Origin of the sequence: Streptomyces sp. NPDC051051 (genome assembly GCF_040682975.1) — a bacterium.
GTDB lineage: Bacteria > Actinomycetota > Actinomycetes > Streptomycetales > Streptomycetaceae > Streptomyces.
The window spans coordinates 54,750-73,772 of record NZ_JBFBCB010000022.1; the positions used below are offsets into that span (position 1 = coordinate 54,750).

Annotated in this window: 16 protein-coding genes; 6 read left to right on the forward strand and 10 right to left on the reverse strand. The window is 73.9% G+C overall.

The window, feature by feature from the left end; genetic code table 11:
• Positions 1–130: 130 nt before the first annotated feature.
• The 6 genes from AB0N31_RS18405 to AB0N31_RS18430 all read right to left on the reverse strand — a co-directional run bounded on the left by AB0N31_RS18405 (position 131) and on the right by AB0N31_RS18430 (position 5,678).
• On the reverse strand, positions 131–1,249 hold the full coding sequence (locus AB0N31_RS18405; protein WP_366059420.1) for a winged helix DNA-binding domain-containing protein: 1,119 nt from the start codon (positions 1,247–1,249) through the stop codon (positions 131–133).
• A gap of 210 nt (positions 1,250–1,459) precedes the next feature.
• A complete protein-coding gene (locus tag AB0N31_RS18410) occupies positions 1,460–2,536 on the reverse strand; it encodes an NAD(+)/NADH kinase (RefSeq protein ID WP_366059421.1) in 1,077 nt (358 codons plus the stop codon).
• A 130-nt stretch (positions 2,537–2,666) separates the two neighbouring features.
• Positions 2,667–3,752 (reverse strand): GNAT family N-acetyltransferase, encoded by a 1,086-nt coding sequence (locus AB0N31_RS18415; protein ID WP_366059422.1) that lies wholly within the window; start codon positions 3,750–3,752, stop codon positions 2,667–2,669.
• 289 nt (positions 3,753–4,041) lie between these two features.
• Complete coding sequence (locus AB0N31_RS18420; RefSeq protein ID WP_366059423.1) at positions 4,042–4,221, reverse strand: hypothetical protein; 180 nt, start codon at positions 4,219–4,221, stop codon at positions 4,042–4,044.
• A 124-nt stretch (positions 4,222–4,345) separates the two neighbouring features.
• On the reverse strand, positions 4,346–4,915 hold the full coding sequence (locus AB0N31_RS18425; protein WP_366059424.1) for a TetR/AcrR family transcriptional regulator: 570 nt from the start codon (positions 4,913–4,915) through the stop codon (positions 4,346–4,348).
• 61 nt (positions 4,916–4,976) lie between these two features.
• Positions 4,977–5,678, reverse strand: coding sequence for an SDR family oxidoreductase (locus tag AB0N31_RS18430; protein WP_366059425.1), 702 nt, complete (start codon positions 5,676–5,678; stop codon positions 4,977–4,979).
• 205 nt (positions 5,679–5,883) lie between these two features.
• Between AB0N31_RS18430 and AB0N31_RS18435 the strand changes: the two genes are divergently transcribed.
• The 4 genes from AB0N31_RS18435 (at position 5,884) to AB0N31_RS18450 (ending at position 10,343) form a co-directional block, all read left to right on the forward strand.
• Positions 5,884–7,347, forward strand: a complete 1,464-nt coding sequence (locus AB0N31_RS18435; RefSeq protein ID WP_366059426.1) for a family 43 glycosylhydrolase — start codon at positions 5,884–5,886, stop codon at positions 7,345–7,347.
• Between the two features lie 162 nt (positions 7,348–7,509).
• Positions 7,510–8,277 carry a polysaccharide deacetylase family protein gene (locus AB0N31_RS18440; RefSeq protein ID WP_366059480.1) on the forward strand — a complete coding sequence of 256 codons (768 nt, stop codon included), beginning with the start codon at positions 7,510–7,512 and terminating at the stop codon, positions 8,275–8,277.
• Between the two features lie 121 nt (positions 8,278–8,398).
• Positions 8,399–8,839 carry an SRPBCC family protein gene (locus tag AB0N31_RS18445; RefSeq protein WP_366059427.1) on the forward strand — a complete coding sequence of 147 codons (441 nt, stop codon included), beginning with the start codon at positions 8,399–8,401 and terminating at the stop codon, positions 8,837–8,839.
• Positions 8,840–8,984: 145 nt separating this feature from the next.
• Positions 8,985–10,343, forward strand: coding sequence for a lanthionine synthetase LanC family protein (locus tag AB0N31_RS18450; RefSeq protein WP_366059428.1), 1,359 nt, complete (start codon positions 8,985–8,987; stop codon positions 10,341–10,343).
• Here AB0N31_RS18450 and AB0N31_RS18455 read toward each other — a convergent pair.
• The 4 genes from AB0N31_RS18455 to AB0N31_RS18470 form a co-directional block, all read right to left on the reverse strand.
• Positions 10,295–11,446 (reverse strand): XdhC/CoxI family protein, encoded by a 1,152-nt coding sequence (locus tag AB0N31_RS18455; protein ID WP_366059429.1) that lies wholly within the window; start codon positions 11,444–11,446, stop codon positions 10,295–10,297. The two genes, AB0N31_RS18450 and AB0N31_RS18455, sit on opposite strands and share 49 nt — an antisense overlap.
• Positions 11,447–11,680: 234 nt before the next feature.
• The gene (locus AB0N31_RS18460) at positions 11,681–14,119 is read right to left on the reverse strand and encodes a molybdopterin cofactor-binding domain-containing protein (RefSeq protein WP_366059430.1); all 2,439 of its coding nucleotides are present in this window, start codon (positions 14,117–14,119) and stop codon (positions 11,681–11,683) included.
• Positions 14,120–14,121: 2 nt separating this feature from the next.
• The gene (locus AB0N31_RS18465; RefSeq protein ID WP_366059431.1) at positions 14,122–14,697 is read right to left on the reverse strand and encodes a (2Fe-2S)-binding protein; all 576 of its coding nucleotides are present in this window, start codon (positions 14,695–14,697) and stop codon (positions 14,122–14,124) included.
• Positions 14,697–15,596 carry a xanthine dehydrogenase family protein subunit M gene (locus AB0N31_RS18470; RefSeq protein WP_366059432.1) on the reverse strand — a complete coding sequence of 300 codons (900 nt, stop codon included), beginning with the start codon at positions 15,594–15,596 and terminating at the stop codon, positions 14,697–14,699. Before AB0N31_RS18470 ends, AB0N31_RS18465 begins: the two co-directional genes overlap by 1 nt.
• A gap of 383 nt (positions 15,597–15,979) precedes the next feature.
• On the opposite strand from AB0N31_RS18470, the gene AB0N31_RS18475 reads away from it, so the two are divergent.
• Both AB0N31_RS18475 and AB0N31_RS18480 read left to right on the forward strand, forming a co-directional pair.
• Positions 15,980–17,662, forward strand: coding sequence for a PucR family transcriptional regulator ligand-binding domain-containing protein (locus tag AB0N31_RS18475; protein ID WP_366059433.1), 1,683 nt, complete (start codon positions 15,980–15,982; stop codon positions 17,660–17,662).
• Positions 17,663–17,972: 310 nt separating this feature from the next.
• Complete coding sequence (locus tag AB0N31_RS18480; RefSeq protein ID WP_366059434.1) at positions 17,973–18,746, forward strand: hypothetical protein; 774 nt, start codon at positions 17,973–17,975, stop codon at positions 18,744–18,746.
• Positions 18,747–19,023: the final 277 nt, after the last annotated feature.

Genomic DNA, 19,023 nt, shown 5'->3' on the forward strand with positions numbered 1-19,023 from the left:
CACCGCGCGACCCGGAAGAACCCCTGAGCATCCCTCAGGTGAATGACCGGGGGGCGCTGCGAGCCTCCACGAGCGGCCCGCAGCGCCCCCTTTCCACGCGCCGGATCCCCGCGGCACCCGTGCCCGGCTCCTACCGGACCACCGTGCCGAACCGGACGCCGTACGACGACTCCCCGTACATCACCCGCAGCAGCCGCTCCCCCTCGGCCGTCACCTCCCGCCGCCGCTCCTCGCCGAGCCGGCCGAACGGCTCGACGACGAGGGCGTCCGCCTCCGGCTTCCACACCCCGGCGAGGAAACCGTCGACGAGGAGGGTGGCGTAGGCCTGGTTGCCCTGCCAGGAACGGCCCCGGTACTCGGGCGGGACGACCCGGCGGCGGTCGGCGTGGGACAGCAGCAGGTTGTCGAACTCGGGCAGGAAACGCGGCGGGGCCGGGGTGTCCGGGTCGGGTCGCGGGGCGTCGGGGAGGTCGAAGAGTTCGACGCCGTCGCCGTCGCGGAAGGTGACGAGCCGCGGGCGGAGCCGTTCGAAGGCCTCGCGCAGCCGGGTCAGTCCGGCCCAGGTCTGCATGTCCTTGACGGAGGCCGGCCCGAAGGCGGCGAGGTAGCGCAGGACGGCGGCCTCGGGTGCCGGGGCCGGCTCGGCGGGGCGGCCCAGCCAGTGCTCGGCGGTGGTGAGCGCGACCTGCCCGCTCCTCCCCCACAGCCCGCGCGGGGTGACCTGGACCAGCGGGAGCCTGCAGCGGGCGGCGATGGCGAGGGCCTGCGGATCGGCGTCCGGCCACTTCGCGGAGAGCGCCTCCCGCAGCTGTTTCATGGTGCGCGGCTCGGCCTCGACGAGGTCACGGGCGAGGGCGGTCAGCCGGTCGAGGTCGACTCCCGGCAGCTTCGTGCGGAAGGCCGTCAGCTCGCGGTCGCGGGCGGGCTGCACCAGCGGCCGCAGGGTGAGGCAGTCGTCCGCGGTGTGGGTGTGGAGGGTGGAGCGCATGGTCACGATGCGGACGACCTCGCGGTCGGCCATGAGCGCCGACAGCCGCTCCGGTGCGAATCCGTCGAGGCGGGCGGCGAGGGCGAAGTAGGGCGGCTTCACGTTCTGGGCCTGGAGGCCGACGAGGTGTTCCACCGCGGCCTTCGCCGGCATCCGGGACCGGCGCAGGAGGAGCTGGCGGGCGAGGGTGGCCCGGTTGAGGGCGCGCGGGCCGAGCAGGGGGGCCTGGGCGGTGGACGTCGTCTTCCTCGTCTTCCTCATGCGGGGACGGTAGCGGGGATCGAGGTCGGGTTCTGTCCCGTACCGGCGGCCCGTACCGGCGGCCCGTACCGGTTCGCGAGGGGCCCGGCGCGGGCGAGGTGGTGCGGGACGGTCCGTCCACCGCGCGCACCCCACGCCGGTCCCCGACGCGGCGGACCCGCCCGCCCCCGGGCACGCGCCGGACCGGCGCCCCGCGGGCGGTGGTCCGCGTCAGCCGGCGGGTGGGGGCGGGTCCTGCGGAGCCGTCGGCAGGGTGAGGTGGGCGAGGTCGCCGGGGGGTGGTGCGGTCATCGACCACAGCGGGGCGGCGGTGCCGTCGGCGACGGCGGCCGGGGCGTCGGTGAGGTTCATCCGCTCGCGCAGCCGGCCGTAGAAGTCCGTCGGTCCGAGCCGGACCGCCCGCAGCCGGCGCGGCGCCGCGTAGACGCCGATCCAGTCGCCCGGGTCGAGGACGCCGCGCAACTGGCCGTCGATGCTGACGGCGGCCCGGCCCGACCGTTCGAGGACGCGCAGGCCGACGGGCTCGTCCGGGGCCGTCACCACCGACCGGTCGAACGCCATGTGCGGGGCGACCGGGGTGAAGACCAGGACCTCGGCGCGCGGCGAGACGACGGGGCCGCCGGCGGCGAAGCTGTAGGCGGTCGAGCCGGTCGGGGTCGCCACCAGCAGGGCGTCGGCGGAGTAGGAGGCCAGGAGCCGTCCGGCGACGTAGACGCCGACGGAGACCTGGCGGTCCCTCGACAGCTTCTCCAGCACGATGTCGTTCAGCGCGAAAACGCGCAGCGGGATGCCCCACTCGTCGTCGGTCTCGCAGTCCTCGCGCACCCGCGGCGGCGGCAGGAGCGGCCCGCGCCCGTACTTCAGCAGCGCCTCCATCTCCTCGGGCACCTCCAGCCGGCGCGAGGCGCGCAGGGTCAGCAGCAGCCGGCTCTCCACGGTGAGCCGGTCCTCCCGTACGGCGTCCAGGGCGGTGCGCACCTCGGTGGCGGGCACCTCGGTGAGGAAGCCGACGCGGCCCAGGTCGACGCCGAGGACCAGGGCGTCGTTCTCGGCGGCGAGCCGGGCGCCGCGCAGGAACGTGCCGTCGCCGCCGAGGGTGACGACGAGGTCGGGGTTCCCGGCGGCCTCGACCTCCGCCCCGGCGCTGCGCCGCCCGCCGTCCCGCCACACGTCGATGTCCGCGCACGTCACGGCGTGCTCCGCGCACCATGCGCGCACGACGCGAGCGGCCTCCGCGGCCTCCGGGCGCCCTCCGTGCACGACGAGCCCGAGCCGACCCACCGTCATACCGGCCTCCCCATCGCCTCGCCGGACCGCCGGACCGCCAGCAAAACACCGCCGGAGCCGCACCGCCACGCGGGCCGCGCGTCCCGCACCGCCCGCCGTACCGCGTCGTGGCCGTGGCCGTTGTCCGGGGTCAGCGTCCGCGTGCCGCGCCGACGGCGCTCAGGGTGCGCAGTGCCGCCCGCTTCAGGGCGGGGTGGTCGCGCACCAGGCGGTGTGCGGCGCGTACGGGTTCGCGGCGGAGCCAGTGCAGGGCGGCTCCCGGGCCGGTCGTGCGCAGCGCCCCTTCGTGGACCAGGAGGTCGCCCGTCTTGAAGGAGTTCTTGTAGGCCGCCTCGCCCCGGCCGAAGTCGAAGAGGTGGATGCCGGAGGAGGCGGCGGCCTCGATCATGCGGAGGTAGAGGACGCGGCCGGGCGAGTAGGTGGCGAGGGTGCGGTCGTAGGAGGGGAACCAGCAGGAGAAGACGGTGCGCGAGCGCAGGCCGAAATGGGCGGCGACGGGCCGGTCGGCGGCGTAGAGCACCGAGAGGATGCCGGAGCAGTGGGGTGAGGCGGTGCCGGCGAGGAGGCCGACGAGCCGGGTGATCCACGGCTGGGCGAACGGGTCGCGGCGGCCGGTGCGCCGGTAGTGGGCGGACTTCCAGGCGATGAGGGCGCGCAGGGCCGCGGGGTCGCGTTCGTCGTGGACGAAGCGCAGCGGGCCCAGGTTGCGGGCCATGCGGCGCTCCTGTGCCCTGGCCGTCTTGAGGAATCCGCGCGCGTGCTCGCGCAGATGCCGCTCGTAGTGCTCGAAGCCGGGGGCGAGGTCGACGACGGGCGAGGCGAACTGCCCGGTGGCGTAGGGCAGGAACAGGTCCTGACCGCTTTCGAGGTGGTTGAACTCCCAGGCGTTGAGCGAGCAGGCGCGCATCAGGTGCTGCGCCTCCAGGTGGACGTCCGGTTCGAGCACGGCGCCCTGGCAGTCGGAGACGCCCAGCCCGACCGCGCGGCCGTAGCCCCAGGGGCCGCGCTGGTGCGGGAAGTAGCCGACGGGCCGTCCCCCGCGGCGCAGGACGGCCACCCGGGTGTCGGGCCGGACCCGGCCGACGGCCTGGGTGAACTCGGCGCTCATGAAGGGGTTCGCGACGGTGGCGGTCGTGACGCGCAGGTCGTTCCACGACGCGAGGTCCGCGGGGGCCAGGTCCCCGGGGTGGACGAGGTCGATGCGCGGTGTGGTCATGCGGACTCCTGGTGTCGCGGGGAGCGGGCGGCACGGCCGACGAACACCCTTGCCGGCCCGTTCCTTTCGGCACGCCCATGATGCGCGAGAAGTGTGACCGCCGTTTCCCGAACGAGAGGATCGCCCGATGTGAACGTTCAGCCGAAGACTCGCGGATACGGGTGAACCGCCTCGGGGCGCACGGAGGCGGCCGCCCGCCGCGCCCGCCGGGCGGCGGGAGCGCGGTGGACGGCCGCCGGTGAGGTCTCACCCGGATCGGCCGGGGCCGCGGCGCTGGGGGGGCGCCGGCTCAGAAGGCGCCCATGCGGACGAGCCATTCGTCGTCGTTGTAGTCGTTCCTCGCCGGGTCGACGACGCTCGCCGGCTTCTCCTCGACCATCTCGGCCGGGGTGATCCGCTGCGGCAGCGCGCCGAACCGGGCGCGGCGGGCCGCCTCCGCGGCGTCCGGGGTGTTCTCTTCGTGCGCCATCTGATCCTCCGAGGTTCGGCCGTGCACTGCGGATCGGTCACCCACTCGCCTACCGAGGATACCCGGCACGGACCCGTTCGTCACCTGCCAGAACGGTGATACGCGTTGTGGGCGCGTCCTCGGCTCAGCGCACTCCCCCGGCGTCCAGGAGCGTGGTCGCCGTCGGCAGGATCAGCCCGGCGAGGTCGTCGGCCCGGACACCGGCGCGGGCGCTGGCCCCGTCGAAGAGGAGCGTCAACTGGCGCGCCAGCAGGGCGGGATCGGCGGCGCCGCCCCGTTCGGCCTCGGTCCGGAAGAACGCCGTCAGCTCCCCCTTGACCCGCCGGGCGACCTTGCTCGCGGGATGGTCCGCGTCCTTCAGTTCGATCTGGACGGCCAGGTAGGGACACCCTTGGTAGCCGGGCAGAGCCGCCTGCTCCGCCACCTGCCCGAAGACGTGCAGGATACGTTCGCGCGCCGTCCGCCCGTCCCCGGCGGCGGGGAACAGCAGGTCGACGTAGGCCGCGGCGCGCCGCTCCAGGCTCGCGGCCAGCAGGTCGTCCTTGCTCTCGAAGAGCTGGTACATCGAGCGCTTGGACACCCCGGCCGCCTTGCAGAGGGCCTCCACGCCGACTCCGACGCCTTCGGCGTAGGAGAGGGCGGCGGCGGCCTCGAGGAGCCGGTCGCGGGAGGCGGGCTTCGCGTCGGGACTCATGGGGAGAGGCTAACCCGGCCGCCCCCGCCGGGAAAACCGACCGGTTTTCCCCTGGCGCGGGTCATCGGGCCAGCTGTTCGTACATCCCGGCCACGTCCCCGGCGAGCCGCCCCTTGACCCAGCGCGTGATGTCGTCGGCGAGCACCTCGTGCGCCCCCGACTCCACGCCGTCGAGTGCGGCGACGGCGATGTCGCGCGGGCTGGACTTGGGCGCGTCGACGCCGACGGTCATGTCGGTGTCGACGTAGCCCATGTGCAGGCCGGTGACCTGGATGCCGCGGGGGCGCAGCTCCAGGCGCAGGGCGTTGGTCTGGGACCACAGGGCGGCCTTGGTGGCGCCGTAGACGCTGCCGTCGGACAGCCAGGACAGCACGGAGTGGACGTTGAGGAGGTGGCCGCCGCCGTTGCGTTCGACGACCGGCACGAAGGCGCGGGCGAGCAGCAGGGGGCCGTAGAAATTGGTCTCGAACTCGTCGCGCACGGCGTCGAGCGGGGAGTCGAGGAAGCGGGCGCCGGTGGCGACGCCGGCGTTGTTGATCAGGACGGTGACGTCGCCGGCCCGGGCGGCCGCGGCCGCCACCGAGTCGGGGTCGGTGACCTCCAGGGCGAGCGGCACGGCGTCCGGGTGGGTCACCGTGCGCGGGTCGCGGGCGGTGGCGTACACCTTGCCCGCACCGCGCGCGTACGCCTCTTCCACCAAGGCCTTTCCGACGCCCCGGCTGCCGCCGGTGACGAGGACGACGGAGTTCTTGATCGCGGTCATGGGGTTCCTCCTGGGCCTCGCAAAGAGGAAACCGATCGGTTTCCCCTCATCGTCCACGCATCGTAAACCGATCGGTTTCCCGCGTCAAAGACACACCGCCCTCCGTGAACCTTCATCGACACCATTGACGAGTGCATGTCCAAGCTCTATCTTCTGGCCGAAGTTACGAACTGTGTTCGAAATAACGGACAAGGGACGGTCCTGTATGCCTCGGATGTTCCGTCGGCGCACCCACGCACTGCTCACGGCCGGGACGGTGGCCCTGGCGGCCGCCTGCTTCGCCGGTCCCGCCGGCACCGCCCAGGCCGCCGTGCCCGCCTCCCCCGGCGTGACCTACACGAACCCGCTCGCGGAGAAGCGCGCGGACCCGCACATCTTCAAGCACACGGACGGCTACTACTACTTCACCGCCACGGTCCCCGAGTACGACCGCATCGTGCTGCGCCGGGCGACGACCGTCCAGGGCCTGTCGACGGCCCCCGAGGCCACCATCTGGACCCGGCACACCAGCGGGGTCATGGGCGCCCACATCTGGGCGCCGGAGATCCACTTCATCGACGGCAAGTGGTACGTCTACTTCGCGGCCGGCGCCACGGACGACGTGTGGGCGATCCGCATGTACGTCCTGGAGGGCACCGGCGGCAACCCGCTCACCGCGACCTGGGCCGAGAAAGGCCGGATCAGGACCACGTGGGAGAGCTTCTCGCTGGACGCCACCACGTTCGTCGTGAACGGCGTGCGCTACCTCGCCTGGGCGCAGCGCAACCCGGCCGAGGAGAACAACACCAGCCTCTTCGTCGCGAGGATGGCGAACCCCTGGACGATCACCGGGACTCCGGCGGAGATCTCGCAGCCCACCCTGGCCTGGGAGACCGTCGGCTACAAGGTCAACGAGGGGCCGGCCGTGATCCAGCACGGCGGCAGGGTCTTCATGAGCTACTCGGCGAGCGCGACCGACGCCAACTACTGCCTCGGCCTGCTGACCGCCTCCGCGACCGCCGACCTCACCGATCCGTCCTCCTGGACGAAGAGTTCGCAACCGGTGTTCAAGAGCAACGCGGCGACCTCGCAGTACGGGCCCGGCCACAACTCCTTCACCGTCTCCGAGGACGGCAGGTCCGACATCCTCGTCTACCACGACCGCAGCTACAAGGACATCACCGGCGACCCGCTGAACGACCCCAACCGCCGCGCCCGCGTGCAGAAGCTCTACTGGAAGGCCGACGGCACCCCCGACTTCGGCATCCCGGTCGCCGACGGGGTCACCCCGCAGCGCTTCTCCTCGGACAACCTCCCGGACCGCTTCGTCCGGCACTGGGAGTACCGCGCCCGCGTCGAGGCGGACGTGAGCCCTCTGGCGGACTCACAGTTCCGGGTCGTGCCCGGACTCGCGGGCAGCGGCACGGTCTCGCTGGAGTCGGCCAACTTCCCCGGCTACTACCTGCGGCACAAGAACTTCGAGGCGTGGGTGGAGAAGAACGACGGCACCGCGCGGTTCGCGGCCGACGCCACGTTCCACCGGCGTGCGGGCCTGTCCGACGCGGCGGGGGTGTCGTACGAGTCGCACAACTACGCGGGCCGCTACCTGCGGCACTACGACCACCTGCTGTACGTGCAGGCACCGAGCACGGCGACGGACCGCGCGGACGCGACGTTCCACGCCCAGTGAGGCATCCCCTCCGCCGCCTCCCCGGGCCCCGGCGTCTGCCGCGAGAGCTTCGTGACAGGCGCCGCGGGGCAGGCGGCCGGGGCGGGTGCACCGGGGAATAATCCCAGGTCATCCGCTATACGCTCTATGTATAGTCCCGGCATGCCTTCTCCGACCAAGAAGATGAAGAAAACGGGGATCCCGTTCCGTGCGGCCGGGGCCGGTGCGGTCGCCGCCTGCCTGGCCCTGGCCCTGACGGGCTGCGCCGGGCTCGACACCACCGCCCCCGGCGCCGTGCGCGCCGAGCCCGTGTCCACCGATCGGGCGGCCCGCTTCGGCACCGTCGACTGCCGTGCGGCGAAGTGCGTCGCGCTCACCTTCGACGCGGGCCCGAGCGAGAACTCCGCCCGCCTGCTGGACATCCTGAAGGAGAAACAGGTCCCGGCGACCTTCTTCCTCCTCGGCAGGCGGCACATCGAGAAGTACCCGCAGCTCGTCACGCGCATGGCCGACGAGGGCCACGAGGTGGCCAGTCACACCTGGGACCACAAGATACTGACGGAGCTGACACCGCGGGAGATACGCGAGGAACTGGAGCGCCCCAACAGGGAGATAGAGCGCCTCACCGGCCGCCGGCCCACCCTGATGCGCCCGCCCCAGGGCCGTACCGACGACACCGTGCACGAGGTCTGCCGGGAGCTGGGCCTCGCGGAGGTGCTGTGGAGCGTGACCGCCAAGGACTACACGACGGAGGACTCCGCGCTGATCCGGCGCCGGGTCCTCGACCAGACCGAGCGGGACGGCATCATCCTGCTGCACGACATCTACACCGGGACGGTGCCCGCGGTGCCCGGGATCATCGACGCGCTGAGGGAACGCGGTTACGTCTTCGTCACCGTGCCCCAACTCCTCGCGCCGGGGCGGGCGGAGGCCGGAAAGGTCTACCGCTGACCGGGCCGGTCGGGATGCAGCCGCGCGTCCCGCACGCCCGCGCACCCGCCCGGACTGGGCCAACCGTGTGAGCCGTCGGCGAACGCGCCACCGCACCCGGGGGACTCCTTACGATCACCGTGTGGCGACCTTCCAGTTCGAACGCACGGCACCGCTCCCCCTCGACGAGGCCTGGCGGCGGCTCACCGAGTGGACCCGGCACGGTGACGTGGTCCCGCTGACCCGCGTCACCGTGCTCACCCCCGGGCCGACCCGGGAGGGCACCGTGTTCGTGGCCCGGTCCGGGATCGGACCGCTGGCCTTCGACGACCGCATGGAGGTCACCGTCTGGTGCCCGCCGGACGACGGCGGACCGGGCCTGTGCCGGCTGGAGAAGCTCGGCCGCACGGTCCGGGGCTGGGCGGAGATCGAGGTCCGCCCCGGCCCCGGCGGCCGGACCCGGGTCGTCTGGCGCGAGGAGATCCGCTCACCCCTCGCGCCGCCCTTCCTCGACCCGCTCGTGAGCCCCGTCGCCCGCGCGGTCTTCGGCCGGGCGGCCAACCGTCTGCTGCGCGGGGGCTGACGCCTCGTCACCACGACACCGGTGCCACCCGCGCCCCGCACACCCCGTCCGGGAGCGCGCGGGGCGCGGAACGTCCGTTCCGTGCCGCCGCACGCGCCCCGAGGACCCCCTGGGCAGCCGCCTGAGCCCATGACAGGGTGACCCCATGACGGGTGTCGACGTGCGGGTGGACGAGGTCGAGGCGCTGGCGGCGGACGGGCTGCGATGGCTGCTCGGGGCCGCCCGGGAGACCGGGGGCGGGGGCCTCGGATGGCCCGCCGTCCCTTCCGGCGCGACGGTCGAGGCGGACCTGTACACCGGGACGGCCGGCATCGTGCCGACGCTGCTGGAGGCACGGCGGCACTTCGGGGACGACGGCTACGGCGACGCCGCCCTGCGCGCGGCACGCTTCCTCGCGGTCGCCGCCGAGGCGGGCGAGGACGACTCCCTGTACTTCGGCCGTACCGGGATCGCCCTCGTCCTGCACGCCGTCCACCGCGAACTCGGCGACAGCGCGGCCGGGGCCGCCGCCGAGCGGGCCCTGGCACGGGTGCGGTCGCGGTTCGACGGGACGCGCTGGGGCGAGTTGTTCGAGCTGATGGGCGGCAACGCGGGCATCGGCCTCGGCGCGCTCGCGACGGGCGACGCCGAACTGGCCGTACGGGCGCTGGAACCGTACCTGCGGACGGCCGAGGAGACGCCGGCGGGCGTGCGGTGGGCCCACCGGCCCGGCATCGAGGCGCGGCTGCACCACATCTCGCACGGCACGCTCGGGATCGTGTACGCACTGGCCGCCGTCGGCCGGGCGACCGGCCGTACGGACCTGGTGGAGCTGGCGCGGGCCGGGGCCGCGGACGTCGTGGCGCGCGACGGGACGGGCGGCACCGGTTTCCTGGTCCCGCACTCCGACCCGCAGCACCGGCCCGATCTCATCGAGCGGTACAGCTACGGCTGGTGCCACGGCCCGGCCGGGGACGCCCAGGTCTTCCGGCTGCTGCGGGACGCCCTGGCCGAGCCCGCCTGGCAGGAGCTCGCCGACCGCTGCTGGCACACCGTCGCGCACTCCGGACTGCCGAGCCGGCTGCGTCCGGGCTTCTGGGACAACAACGGCCGCTGCTGCGGCACGGCGGGAGTGCTGGCGCTGGCCTGCGACCGGGTCGCGGAGCAGGACGACCCGCCCGGGTTCGCGCGGGTCCTGGTCGCCGACCTCGTGACCCGGGCGACCCGCGACGCCGACGGCGCCCGCTGGTCCAACATCGAGCACCGGGCCGACCCGGACATCCTGGAACCGCGCACCGGCTGGGGCGCGGGCGGCGCGGGCATCGTGCGCGAGCTGCTGCGCTTCGTCCGCCTGAGCGAGTCGGGCGACCCGTACTACGCGTTCGCCTGGCCGGACCAGCCGCTGGTCCGCCGGACGGCCGCCCCGGTGTCGGCCCCTGCGTCGGTGACGGCCCCGGCGCGGGCGGTGCTCCGGGCTCAGGCGACCGAGCCGATCCGCCCGGCCGGCGGCGACGGGACGTCGTGATGGATCGGGGTGTGCGCCCCGGTCAGCGGGACCCCGCTGCCCCCGCGCCGGTCGGCGACGATCTCCGCGGCGATCGACAACGCGGTCTCCTCGGGCGTACGGGCGCCCAGGTCGAGCCCGATGGGTGACCGCAGCCGGGCCAGCTCCAGCTCGGTGACGCCGACCTCGCGCAGCCGTTCGTTGCGGTCGAGGTGGGTGCGGCGGGAGCCCATGGCGCCGACGTAGGCGACCGGCAGGCGCAGGGCGAGCCGGAGCAGCGGCACGTCGAACTTGGCGTCGTGGGTGAGGACGCACAGGACCGTCCGCGCGTCCACCTCCGTGCGCTCCAGGTACCGGTGCGGCCAGTCGACGACGACCTCGTCGGCCTCGGGGAAGCGGGCACGGGTGGCGAACACCGGGCGGGCGTCGCACACCGTGACGCGGTAGCCGAGGAACCTGCCGATCCGCACCAGCGCCGAGGCGAAGTCGATCGCGCCGAACACGATCATCCGCGGCGGCGGCACCGAGGCCTCGACGAGCACGGTGAGCGGGGCACCGCAGCGGGAGCCCTGTCCGCCGACCTCCAGCGTGCCGGTGCGGCCCGTGTCGAGCAGGGCGCCGGCCTCGGCGGCCACCGTGCGGTCCAGTTCGGGATGGGCGCCGAAGCCGCCGTCGTGGGAGCCGTCGGGGCGCACGAGCAGGGCGCGGCCGAGGAGTTCGGCCGGTCCGCCCGCGACGCGGGCCAGCGCCGCCGGCGTGCCGGACGCGGCGGCCCGCAGACCGGCCGCGACGACCGGGCGGACCGGGTCGCCGGCCCGCACCGGGGTGACGAGGACGTCGACGACGCCGCCGCAGGTCAGGCCGACGGCGAAGGCGTCGTCGTCGCTGTAGCCGAAGCGTTCGAGGACGGACTCCCCGTCGGCGAGGGCCTGTTGGCACAGCGCGTACACCGCGCCCTCCACGCAGCCGCCGGAGACCGAGCCGATCGCCGCGCCGTCGGCGTCCACCGCGAGGGCGGCGCCCGGCCGGCGGGGTGCGCTGCCGCCGACGGCCACCACGGTGGCGACGGCGAAGTCACGGCCCTGCTCGACCCACCGGTTCAGCTCCTCGGCGATGTCCAGCATGTCTGGGTCTCCTCAACTGCGTTCGGATGGAGGGTGGCGGGCTGCGGCTGACAGACGCCCGGCCGGCTCTCGACGGGGTGGCGGGCGGAGTACCCCGGGAGGACCACCCTCAGACCCCCGGGAAGGCGCCGGTCTCCCCGGACCCGTCCTGATCCGTCCGGCCGGTGGACGTCACAGGACGCACAGTCGGGGCCCCGGGGACCGAACCAGGCGCCCCCGGGGGGACTCGCCGGTTCAGCCCGTGACGGGGGCCGTTCCGGTGAGGTGTTCGGGGCGGACCGGCGTCCGGTTCAGCTCCAGCCCGGTGGCGTCGCGGATCGCCGCGAGCACCGCCGGGGTCGAGGACAGGGTCGGGGCCTCGCCGACGCCGCGCAGGCCGTAGGGGGCGTGGTCGTCGGCGAGTTCGAGGACGTCGACCGGGATGGTCGGGGTGTCGAGGATGGTCGGGATCAGGTAGTCGGTGAAGGAGGGGTTGCGCACCTTCGCGGTCCTCGGGTCGACGACGATCTCCTCCATCACCGCGATCCCCAGGCCCTGGACGGTGCCGCCCTGGATCTGGCCGAGGACGGACAGCGGGTTGAGGGCCTTGCCGACGTCCTGGGCGCAGGCCAGCTCGACGACCTTCACCATGCCCAGCTCGGTGTCGACCTCGACGACCGCGCGGTGGGCGGCGAAGGAGTACTGCACATGGCCGAAACCCTGGCCGGTGCGCAGGTCGAAGGGCTCGGTGGGCCGGTGCCGCCACTCCTCCTCGACCTCCACCGCCTCCTCGCCGAGGACGTCCACCAGGTCGGCGAGCACCTCGCCGCCGTCGGTGACGACCTTGCCGTCCTCCAGCATGAGTTCGGCGGTGGCCCAGGCGGGGTGGTGGGAGCCGAACTTGCGGCGTCCGATCTCCAGCACCTTCTCGCGGACCCGTTCGCAGGAGTTCTTCACGGCGCCGCCGGTGACGTACGTCTGCCGGGAGGCGGAGGTCGAACCGGCGCTGCCCACCTCGGTGTTGGCCGGATGGATGGTCACCTGGGCGACGCCCAGCTCGGTGCGGGCGATCTGCGCGTGGACGGTGACGCCACCCTGGCCGACCTCCGCCATCGCGGTGTGCACGGTGGCCACCGGCTCCCCGCCGACCACCTCCATCCGCACCCGGGCGGTGGAGTAGTCGTCGAAGCCCTCGGAGAAACCGACGTTCTTGATGCCGACCGCGTAGCCGATGCCGCGGACGACTCCCTCGCCGTGCGTGGTGTTGGACAGACCGCCGGGCAGCTGTCGTACGTCCGCGCCCTCGCTGGACTCCCACTGGCGCTCCGGCGGCAGCGGCATCGCCTTGACGCGGCGCAGGAGTTCGGCGACCGGGGCCGGGGAGTCGACGATCTGGCCGGTGGGCATGATCGCGCCCTGCTCCATGGCGTTGAGCTGCCGGAACTCCACCGGGTCCAGGCCCAGTTCCTTCGCCACCTTGTCCATCTGGGCCTCGTAGGCGAAGCAGGCCTGGACCGCGCCGAAGCCGCGCATCGCGCCGCACGGCGGGTTGTTGGTGTAGAGGGCGACGGCCTCGATGTCCACGTCGTCGACGACGTAGGGACCGATGCCGAGCGAGGCGGCGTTGCCGACGACGGCCGGGGAGGCGGAGGCGTACGCGCCGCCGTCGAGGACGATGCGGCACTTCACGTGGGTGAGCCTGCCGTCCCTGGTCGCACCGTGCTCGTAGTGCAGGCGGGCCGGGTGGCGGTGGACGTGGCCGAAGAAGGACTCGAAGCGGTTGTAGACGATCTTGACGGGTCTGCCGGTACGCAGGGCCAGCAGGCAGGCGTGGATCTGCATGGACAGGTCCTCGCGGCCGCCGAACGCGCCGCCGACGCCGGCCAGGGTCATCCGGACCTTGTCCTCGGGCAGGCCGAGGACGGGCGCGATCTGGCGCAGGTCGGAGTGGAGCCACTGGGTGGCGATGTAGAGGTGGACGCCGCCGTCCTCCTCGGGGACGGCGAGGCCGGACTCGGGGCCGAGGAAGGCCTGGTCCTGCATGCCGAAGGTGTACTCACCCCTGACGATCACGTCGGCCCGCCCGGCCGCCGCGGCCGCGTCGCCGCGGACGACGGGCTGGCGGTGGAGGATGTTGGGGTGCGGGACGTGGCCGACGTGGTGGTCGTCGCGGTCCTCGTGGACGAGGACGGCGTCGGGGGCGGTGGCGGAGGCCTCATCGGTGATGACGGGCAGTTCGCGGTACTCGACCCGGATCCTCGCGGCGGCGCGGCGGGCGGTCTCCGGGTGGTCGGCGGCGACGATCGCGACCGGCTCGCCGTGGTGGCGGACCTTGCCGTGGGCGAGGACGGGGGTGTCCTGGATCTCCAGGCCGTAGTTGCGCACCTGCGTCGGCAGGTCGTCGTACGTCATGACGGCGTGGACGCCCGGCAGGGCGAGGGCCTCGGCGGTGTCGATGGAGACGATCTCGGCGTGCGCGACGGTGGAGCGCAGGATCTGGCCCCAGAGCATGTCCTCGTGCCACATGTCGGACGAGTAGGCGAACTCGCCGGTGACCTTGAGGGTGCCGTCGGGGCGGAGTGTGGACTCGCCGACGCCGCCCCTGGCCGGCGCACCCTGGGTGATCTCGGTGGGCGTGCCGTTGGGGGAGAACGCCGCGCGGGAGGAGGTGGTGCGGTGGGAGGCCGTGGACATCGTCAGACCCCCTCCGACTGCCGGGCGGCCGCCAGGCGGACCGCGTCCATGATCTTCTCGTAGCCGGTGCAGCGGCACAGGTTGCCCGAGAGCGCCTCGCGGATGTCCGCGTCGGTCGGGTTCGGGTTGCGCTCCAGCATCTCGTCGGCGGCGACCAGCAGCCCCGGGGTGCAGAACCCGCACTGGACGGCGCCGGCGTCGATGAACGCCTGCTGGATCGGGGCGAGTTCGCCGCCCTCGCCGGTGTGCGAGTCCGCGCTCCCGGCCTGCCGGGTTCCGGCCTCGTCGAGCGAGGTGCCGCCGCGGGCGCCGGTCGCGCAGGAGCGCTCCCTGGCGTACTCCGCAAGGCCTTCCACGGTGACGACCTCGCGGCCCTCGACCTGACCGGCGGCGACCAGGCAGGAACAGACCGGGACGCCGTCGAGGCGGACGGTGCAGGAGCCGCACTCGCCCTGCTCGCAGGCGTTCTTGGAGCCGGGCAGGCCGAGCCGCTCGCGCAGGACGTACAGAAGGGACTCGCCCTCCCACACGTCGTCGGCCTCCTGCGGACGTCCGTTGACGGTGAAGTTGACGCGCATCAGGCAGCGCCTCCCTTTCGACGGGTGGTGCGGTCGGCTCCGCGGTACGACTCCCAGGTCCAGGTAAGGGTCCGGCGGGCCATGACGCCGACTGCGTGGCGGCGGTAGCTCGCGGTGCCGCGGACGTCGTCGATCGGGTTGCAGGCGGCGGCGCACAGGTCCGCGAACCGCTTGGCGACCGACGGGGTGATGATCTTTCCGCTGTCCCAGAAGCCGCCCTCGTCGAGCGCGGCTTCGAGGAACTCCTCCGCGGTCCTCGCCCGGACGGGGGTGGGCGCGGCCGAGCCGATCCCGGTGCGGACCGTGCGGGTCTCGGGGTGCAGGGCCAGTCCGAAGGCGCACACGGCGATGACCATGGCGTTGCGGGTGCCGACCTTGGAGTACTGCTGGGGGCCGTCGGCCTTCTTGATGTGCACGGCGCGGATCAGTTCGTCGGCGGCGAGCGCGTTGCGCTTCACCCCGGTGTAGAAGTCGTCGATGGGGATGCGGCGGGAGCCGCGCACCGACTCGACCTCGACCTCGGCGCCGGCCGCGAGGAGGGCGGGGTGGGCGTCGCCGGCCGGGGAGGCGGTGCCGAGGTTGCCGCCGACGCCGCCGCGGTTGCGGATCTGCGGGGAGGCCACGGTGTGCGAGGCGAGGGCGAGACCGGGCAGCTCGGACCGCAGGTTCTCCATGATCCTCGTGTAGGGGACGGAGGCACCCAGCCGCACCGAGTCCTCGCCGGCCTCCCACTCGTACAGGTCCCCGACCCGGCCCAGGTCGAGGAGGTACTCGGGCCGCCGGTGGTCGAAGTTGATCTCGACCATCACGTCGGTGCCACCCGCGATCGGCACGGCGGTGGGGTGCTCGGCCTTCGCGGCGAGCGCCTCCTGCCAGCTGGCGGGGCGAAGGAAGTCCATGACCGGCTCTCTTCTTGGTCTCGTGAGTCTTGGTCTCGTGAGTTGTTCGGTCGGGGCCGGATCGGATGCGGCGGTCGCGGCTCGTTCTTGTGCTGTTCACGCGGATCGGGGCCAGTACACAGCTCCGTACTCCACCCGGGTCAGTCACGGAAACCATGAAGGAGTTGGCTGGTCGGGGCGGGCATCTTGTAGATTCGTATGAACGGAGGTCATCGGTAACCTCCCGGTTCTCCCGTGGAAACGTGAGAAACGACCCGGCAGTCCGAGAATGCCGCTCGTGCGGGTGCTCATGGGGGCCGGGAGCCCGTCGCCGGGACCCGCTCGACCCCGCGACCCCTCACCCTTCATCGTAGATTTCCGGACAAAGAACGGCGGCGACGAGAATGCGGCTGCGCGCACTGCTGGACACCGACGCGCTGGGCCTGCGGCTGCTCGGCGGCCAGGACGAGCTGGACCGCGCGGTACGCGGCGTCATGACCACCGACCTGCGGGATCCCAGCCGCTACCTCTCCGGCGGCGAGCTGGTGCTCACCGGGCTGGCCTGGCGCCGGGACGCCTCCGACTCCGAGCCGTTCGTACGGCTCCTGGTGCAGGCCGGGGTGGCCGCGCTCGCCGCCGGCGAGGCCGAACTGGGCGACGTGCCCGACGACCTGGTCCTGGCCTGCGCCCGGCACCGGCTGCCGCTGTTCGCGGTGCACGAGTCGGTGGCGTTCGCGACGATCACCGAGCACGTCGTGCGCCAGGTGTCCGGGGAGCGTGCCGGGGACCTCGCGGCGGTCGTGGACCGGCACCGCCGGATGATGACCTCGGGACCGGCGGGCGGCGGTCCCGACGTGGTCCTGGACCTGCTCGGCTCCGACCTGGACCTGCGCGCCTGGGTGCTGTCGCCCACGGGCCGGCTCGTCGCGGGCCCGAAGACGGCGGGGCCGGGACTGCCGGCCGAAGTGTGCGCGAAGCTGGCGGCGGAACACCTGGCGGCCGCCCGCACCGGCCGGCGGGGCCCGCACCGGGTGATCCTCGCCGGTGCGACGTACTCGCTGTTCCCGGTCCGCAGCGGCGGGCGGGCCCCGCAGGCCGCGGGCGACGTGCGCGAGACGGTGCTGTCGGACTGGCTGCTGGCCGTCGAGGCGGACGCCGGGGACTGGGCGGAGGAGCGGCTCGACCTGCTCCAGGGCGTCACCCAGCTCATCTCGGTCGAGCGGGACCGGCGGGACGCGGCGCGCACGGTGCGCAGACGCCTCGCCCAGGAGGTCCTCGAACTGGTCCAGACGGGCGCGGCGCCCGCCGAGATCGCGGCCCGGCTGCGGGTGGCGGCGCCGGTACTGCTGCCCGGGCTGGGGGCCGCGCCGCACTGGCAGGTCGTCGTGGCGCGCGTCGAGTGGGACGGCGCGGAAGGGGGTGCGACCGAAGGCGGTCCGATCGCCCAGTCCCTCCTGGAGGAGATCCTCGTCGACCCGCACGTCACCGGCCCCGAGCCCTCCGACCGCATCGCCGTCGCCCACACCGGTGACGAGGCCGTCGCCCTCGTCCCCCTCCCGGCGGTCGCCGGCGAGCACGACGGACCGGGGTCCGGGGTCCTCGCCGACACCCTGCTGGCCTCCGTGCGGGAGCCGCTGGCCGCGGGCCTGGACGGCGACGGCCGGATCACGATCGGCGTCAGCGCGGCGGTGCACTCGGCGGAGGGGCTGCGGGGCGCCCTGGAGGAGGCCCGGCACGCCCGCCGGGTGGCGGCGGCCCGCCCGGGCCGGGTGTGCGCGGCGGGCCACCAGGAGCTGGCCTCGCACGTCCTGCTGCTGCCCTTCGTCCCCGACGACGTCCGGCGGGCCTTCACCGCCCGCCTCCTGGACCCCCTGCGCGACTACGACCGGCGGCACCGAGCCGAGCTGATCCCGACGCTGGAGGCGTTCCTGGACTGTGACGGCTCCTGGACCCGCTGCGCGTCCCGGCTCCACCTGCACGTCAACACACTGCGCTACCGCGTCGGCCGCATCGAGCAGTTGACGGGCCGGGACCTCTCGCGCCTCGAGGACAAGCTGGACTTCTTCCTGGCCCTGCGGATGAGCTGAAACCCGGGGGACGCCCGAGGCCCCCGACTTTGTGAAAAGCTTCACCCGCCCCCTTGGCCCGGCCCGTCATTCGTGTTGAGATGCGGCCACCACTCGAAGCTCAACGGTGTGCTGGGCCTGCCCTTCGGATCAGGTCGTCGTGGGGGGCGGTGCCTTGCCGTGCCGGTGAGCGGGACGCGGTGCGTGCAGCTGCGGGGCGCGGGAGGAAGCCGACGCGGAGCGTCGAGGACCGACGGCGACGCCGCGGACGCGCGGGCCGGGCCCCGTGACCCCGAGCTGATCCGAAGGACAGGACCCTGGGGAGGGCAACGTGGCGCATTCCGCCATGTCGGGCAATGGAACGACCGCTGGTGACGATCCCCTCCAGACCGCGGTGTGGCGGTTGCGCTCGCGGGCCTGCTGGGCCGACGCCGCGGCGTTACTGCCGCCGGACAGCGCGGCGGGGGCCGTCCAGCGGGCGGCCCTCCTCGTGGAACGGTGCCTCTACACCGAGCGGGGCTGGCAGGAGGCGGAGGACGCGCTGCGGACGGCCGAGGCCCTCGCCCACACCGACGAGGAACGGGGCGCCGCCGCTTGTGAACGAGGGCACCTGGCGTACGCGGCGACGGTGCACGGGGTGCGCGACCGGGCCGACGAGGCGCGGGCCGCGCTCGGCCGGGCGGCCGCGCTGATCCCTCCGGACGCGGCGGGACGGCCCCTGCTGGACTTCCGGCGCGGACTGCTCGCGGAGAACCTGACCCGCTCCCCGCAGGCCGCGCGCGCCGCCTACCGGCGCGCGCACACGGCCGCCGAGGCCCGCTCCGACGTCCTGCTGCTGTCCTTCACCTGGCGGCACCTGGCGGGCCTCGCCCTGCGCGACGGCGACATCACCGAGGCCCGCCACGGCTTCGCCGAATCCCTGCGCATCCGGGAGGAGTTGGGCTACCTGGTGGGTACGGCCCCGGCCCTGGTCTCGCTGGCGGACGCGGAGAGTGAGCCGGAGGCGTCCCGACTGCGCGAGGAGGCGGGACGCCTCTTCCGGCTCCTGGGCGGCGTCCCGACGTGGCTGGCCCGCCATCTGACACCACCGGCGGCGACGGCGTAGGCGGCGACGGACCGGCGGCGACGTAGGCGTTACCGACGTAGGCGTTGCCGGCCGGGGCGCCCCGGATCGCGGGCGAAAAGGCCGTATCACCTTGCCGAGCAAGGGAGTCGGCAGCGCCGCGGCCTCCGCACAGGGGGTCGCGGCGGCCCCGGCCGCGGCACCTGAGGGGCGTACCGGCCGGGCGGGCGGGCGCGTGGGTCGGCCGTGTGCGGCCGGCTCCTCGTGCCCGATGTCCTTCACCACGGTCGGGGCGGACCCGGGGCTCCCGGCCCGCGGT